This window comes from Vibrio sp. V42_P2S4T144, assembly GCF_009904715.1.
In the GTDB taxonomy this organism is placed as follows: domain Bacteria; phylum Pseudomonadota; class Gammaproteobacteria; order Enterobacterales; family Vibrionaceae; genus Vibrio; species Vibrio alginolyticus.
In genome coordinates, this window is record NZ_WXWS01000250.1 from 1 (window position 1) to 4,661 (window position 4,661).

The window sequence follows — 4,661 nt, forward strand, 5'->3', positions numbered from 1 at the left end:
CACAACTTATCCACAGAGTTGTTCTTTGAGGCGTGTTTTTCAAGTACCATAAATAAAGAAAGCTGCTTTATTGCAGCTATCTTTATTAAACTTAACCTAAACTCTATTTAAAGAGCATTATGGCTATATGCCAGACCCATCTTGTTCAGAGCCATCATCTTCGTGTAGGCCACATTCTCGCTTTAAGCCAAAGAATCGAGTTTCTTCCTCTGACATTCCCGGCTCCCATTTACGAGTGGTATGTGTATCACCAACTGAAAGGTAACCTTCATCCCACAATGGGTGGTATTTAAGGCCGTGTTGTTCTAAGTAGTAATGAACGTCTTTATTAGTCCAATCAATTACTGGTAGGAATTTAAACACACCGTTCTGAATGGATAGAATCGGTAAACCTGCACGAGATTTACTTTGCTCTCGACGCAATCCAGAGAACCACGTTCCAACATTAAGCTCTTTTAACGCTCGACGCATCGGCTCAACTTTATTGAGCTTGTTGTATTTTTCAATTCCCTCTACACCCTGCTCCCATAATTTTCCATATCGAGCCTCTTGCCAATTCGCACTTTCTTTGGCTCGATAAACTTTTAAATTTAGGTTGAGAGCATCTGTCAGCTCATCGATAAATCGGTACGTCTCAGCAAACAGGTAACCAGTATCGGTTAGAATGACGGGGATGTCCGTTTTGGCGCGAGTAACTAAATGAAGCATAACCGCGGCTTGAATACCAAAACTAGAAGAAACCGCGAACTCGCCTTCTAGATTATCTAAAGCCCACGCTACTCTCTCTTGTGCTGAAAGCTTTTCGAGCTCGACATTAATTTGAGCAAGACGGAGGATTTGCTCCGTCTTTGTTAATGTCAGTAACTCTGTGAGCTCCAGCTTGGATGCTACAGAATCAAGCATGAAAGTCCCTCTTTGATACGAGCACTTCTTGGATAATGCCAGCACGAATAGTGAAATCGCCAAAGGCTTCGCCTTCTTCACGCTCTTTCGACCATCGAGCCACCAGCAGATCAATCTCTTCTAAGATTTGCTTATCCGTGATGTTCTCTTTATACATTTTTGGTACTCGAGTACCAGCACGGTTACCACCTAGGTGCAAGTTGTAACGACCCGGCGCTTTGCCAACTAGACCAATTTCAGCCAACATTGCGCGACCACAACCATTTGGACACCCAGTTACACGCAAAATGATGTTGTCATTTTCTGGTAGATTGTGCTTCTCCAGAATCCCCTCCACATCAGTAACAAACTGAGGAAGGAAACGCTCAGCTTCTGCCATCGCTAGCGGACAAGTTGGAAAAGCAACACAAGCCATTGAGTTCTTACGCTGTTCACTTACGCCGTCGTCCATTAAGCCATGTTCACGAGCGATCTTTTCAATCTTCGCTTTTTCGTTTTTAGGTACACCCGCAACAATTAGGTTTTGGTTTGCTGTCATGCGGAAATCGCCTTTGTGGATTTTGGCAATTTCAGCAACACCCGTCTTAAGTGGTTTACCTGGAAAGTCTAATAAGCGACCGTTTTCGATGAAAAGCGCTAAATGATATTTACCATCAATTCCTTCTACCCAGCCAATACGGTCACCACGTTCTGTGAATTCATATGGACGGCTTTGCTCAAACTTAACACCAGCACGTTTCTCGACTTCCGCTTTAAAGACATTGCTACCTACACGATCCAATGTGTATTTGGTTTTTGCGTTCTTACGGTTTGAACGGTTACCCCAGTCGCGCTGAGTTGTTACTACAGCTGCGGCAACATCAAGTGTCTTGTCCAGCGGAATAAAGCCAAAGTCGTCAGCGCGGCGCGGATAAGTTGATGTATCGCCATGCGTCATCGCTAAGCCGCCGCCGACCAGGACGTTAAAGCCTACCAGCTTACCGTTATCTGCAATCGCTACGAAGTTGAGATCGTTAGCGTGTACATCTACGTCATTTTGCGGTGGGATAACCACTGTAGTTTTAAACTTACGTGGTAAGTAGTTCTTGCCTAGAATCGGTTCGTCTTCTTCCGTGCTTTCTACTTTTTCACCGTCTAGCCAAATCTCTGCATAAGCGCGCGTCTTTGGTAATAGATGCTCACTGATCTTCTTCGCCCATTCGTAAGCTTCTTGGTGTAACTCTGACTCCACTGGGTTAGTGGTACACAACACGTTACGGTTTACATCACCCGCGGTTGCAATCGAATCAATGCCAATACTGTTGAGCGTTTGATGCATCAACTTAATATTCGGTTTTAATACCCCATGAAACTGGAACGTTTGGCGAGTCGTCAGACGAATACTTCCATATAAAGAGTGCTCCGTTGCGAACTTGTCGATCGCTAACCATTGCGTTGGCGTGATGATGCCTCCAGGCATACGAGCACGAAGCATCACATTATGTAATGGTTCCAGTTTTTGCTTTGTGCGTTCATTACGGATATCACGATCGTCTTGTTGATACATACCGTGGAAACGAATTAACTGGAAGTTGTCGGCAGTAAAGCCACCAGTAATACGGTCCTGTAAATCTTGCTCAATGGTGCCACGTAATAAGTTGCTTTCTCGCTTCAGGCGCTCGTTATCAGATAGCGGCCCTAACTCTTCACCTAATACAACCTGCTTATTATTGTCCGTAGAAAAAGTCATTAGTACACATCCCTCTGATAACGTTTCGCTTTACGTAGGTCATTAATAAATTGTTCTGCATCGTCACGCGGCATCTTGCCTTCTTGTTCAGCAACGATAACCAATGCGTCGTGCACATCTTTTGCCATACGCGTTGCATCACCGCAGACATAGATATAAGCGCCTTCTTGGATCCACTGCCACACTTGAGCTGCGTTTTCTAAGATGCGATGTTGTACGTAAACCTTTTCTACTTGGTCACGACTAAAGGCAACATCCAATCGGCTTAGTACTCCTGACTTGAGATACTTTTGCCATTCCACTTGGTACAAGAAGTCTTGAGTGAACGTGCGATCACCAAAGAACAACCAGTTTTTGCCTTCAGCATCGCGGTTTTCACGCTCCTGAATAAAGCTACGGAATGGTGCGATCCCTGTGCCAGGACCAACCATGATAATTGGAGTGCTATCATCTTCCGGCAGTTTGAAGTTGTTGTTATGCTCAACAAATACTTTAACTTCACCCCCCTCTTCGAGACGCTGTGCTAAGAAACTAGACGCACCACCATATCGTTTTTCGTCGTTTTGTTCGTACTCAACCAAAGCAACCGTTAGGTGTACTTCTTCATCGACCTCTTCTTGGCTTGATGCAATAGAGTAAAGGCGTGGAGTAAGGCGACGAAGCAAACCAATCAATTCATCTGCGGTTAACTTGGTTTTCTTTTCTGCCAGTACATCAACGATTTGAGTATTTGCAGAGTACTCGCGAAGCTTATCTTTATCTTCAACTAACTTTTGTAGCTTCTTGCTACCGGATAACTCGGCAAACTTTGTGATGAGCTGCGGGTTAGATGTTGTGATTTCATATTTACTCACGAGAGCACTGTGGATTGACAAGCTTTCACCATCAACGTCAACAGTCTCAACCCCAGACAAACCGACCTTACCAAGAATGGCATTTGCAAGTTCCGAGCTATTTTCAAACCACACACCTAGTGCATCACCTGGCTGATACGTTAAGCCCGAGCCTTCTAAGTCGATTTCTATATGACGAACGTCTTTTCCAGAGTCACGGCCCGTGATTTTTTGACTGGTCAGTAACGTCGCAGTGTACGGATTTTGTTTATTGTAAGGAGAGTGCGCAGTCGCAGCTTGACCCACAGGAAGTTGAACCACATCCGCTTCAGAGCCAGAAGACAGTGTATCTTTTACCTTGTCTAACGCATTCTTACGCCATTCAGTTGCAGGGGCTTCATAATCCACATCGCAATCAAGACGCTCGATAAATGGAGTCGCGCCTAGCTTTGATAGGTAAGTGTCGAAGTCTTTACCGGTCTGACAGAAGAACTCGTAGCTAGAATCTCCCAATGCAATAACACCATATTGCAGGTTTGGCAGCTTAGGAGCCTTCTTCGATTGCAAAAACTCATGTAGCTCAATGGCATTGTCTGGCGCTTCGCCTTCGCCGTTAGTCGATGCCACAATAATGACATGCGTTTCTTTGGCTAAGTTTTTACCTTTGTAATCGCTTGCATCAAAAAGTTCGACTGCAATTCCTTCTGCTTTTGCTTCCTGTTCCAGAGCTTCAGCAACACCTTTAGCATTGCCCGTTTGGGAAGCAAAAATAATACTCAACTTACCTGCTGGCTTCGCTGATACGGCTGCCGTTGCTTGTGCAATTGGCGTTACCGCTGTGTTTGGTTGATTTTGAGCTAATCCCCAAAAATACCCACTGACCCAAGCAAGTTGCTGTGAAGACAACTCAGAGACAGTTTGTTGGAGTGAGCTAATTTGTTGGTCATTCAGAGGGCTTGCGATTGGAGGATTTCCTCCTTGCCCATTATTATCTTCAGACACATTCTTGTGAGAATACTCATTCTTTTGAAAAGACATTATCACGACATCCCTATTCATTGCGTGACGATAGAGTACCCACTCTCCTTAATAACAAGAAAGAATAGAAGTGAATGTTTTATAACTTTTTGGAAGTAAGAACGGCTTACTTTTTGCTCATCGATCTTCAATGCGGACTTGTTGAAAGCCTACTGCCA

3 protein-coding genes are annotated in these 4,661 nt (G+C 44.5%); all 3 read right to left on the bottom strand.

Annotated features, from left to right (window positions below):
- Window positions 1-123 precede the first annotated feature (123 nt).
- The 3 genes from CAG68_RS08655 to CAG68_RS08665 are packed head-to-tail and all read right to left on the bottom strand — an operon-like array spanning window position 124 to window position 4,503.
- On the bottom strand, window positions 124-903 hold the full coding sequence (locus tag CAG68_RS08655; RefSeq protein WP_054729680.1) for a phosphoadenylyl-sulfate reductase: 780 nt from the start codon (window positions 901-903) through the stop codon (window positions 124-126).
- Window positions 896-2,632, bottom strand: coding sequence for an assimilatory sulfite reductase (NADPH) hemoprotein subunit (cysI, locus tag CAG68_RS08660; protein WP_086047067.1), 1,737 nt, complete (start codon window positions 2,630-2,632; stop codon window positions 896-898). Before cysI ends, CAG68_RS08655 begins: the two co-directional genes overlap by 8 nt.
- A complete protein-coding gene (locus CAG68_RS08665; RefSeq protein WP_017821725.1) occupies window positions 2,632-4,503 on the bottom strand; it encodes an assimilatory sulfite reductase (NADPH) flavoprotein subunit in 1,872 nt (623 codons plus the stop codon). The genes cysI and CAG68_RS08665 overlap by 1 nt, the downstream gene beginning before the upstream one ends.
- Window positions 4,504-4,661 lie beyond the last annotated feature (158 nt).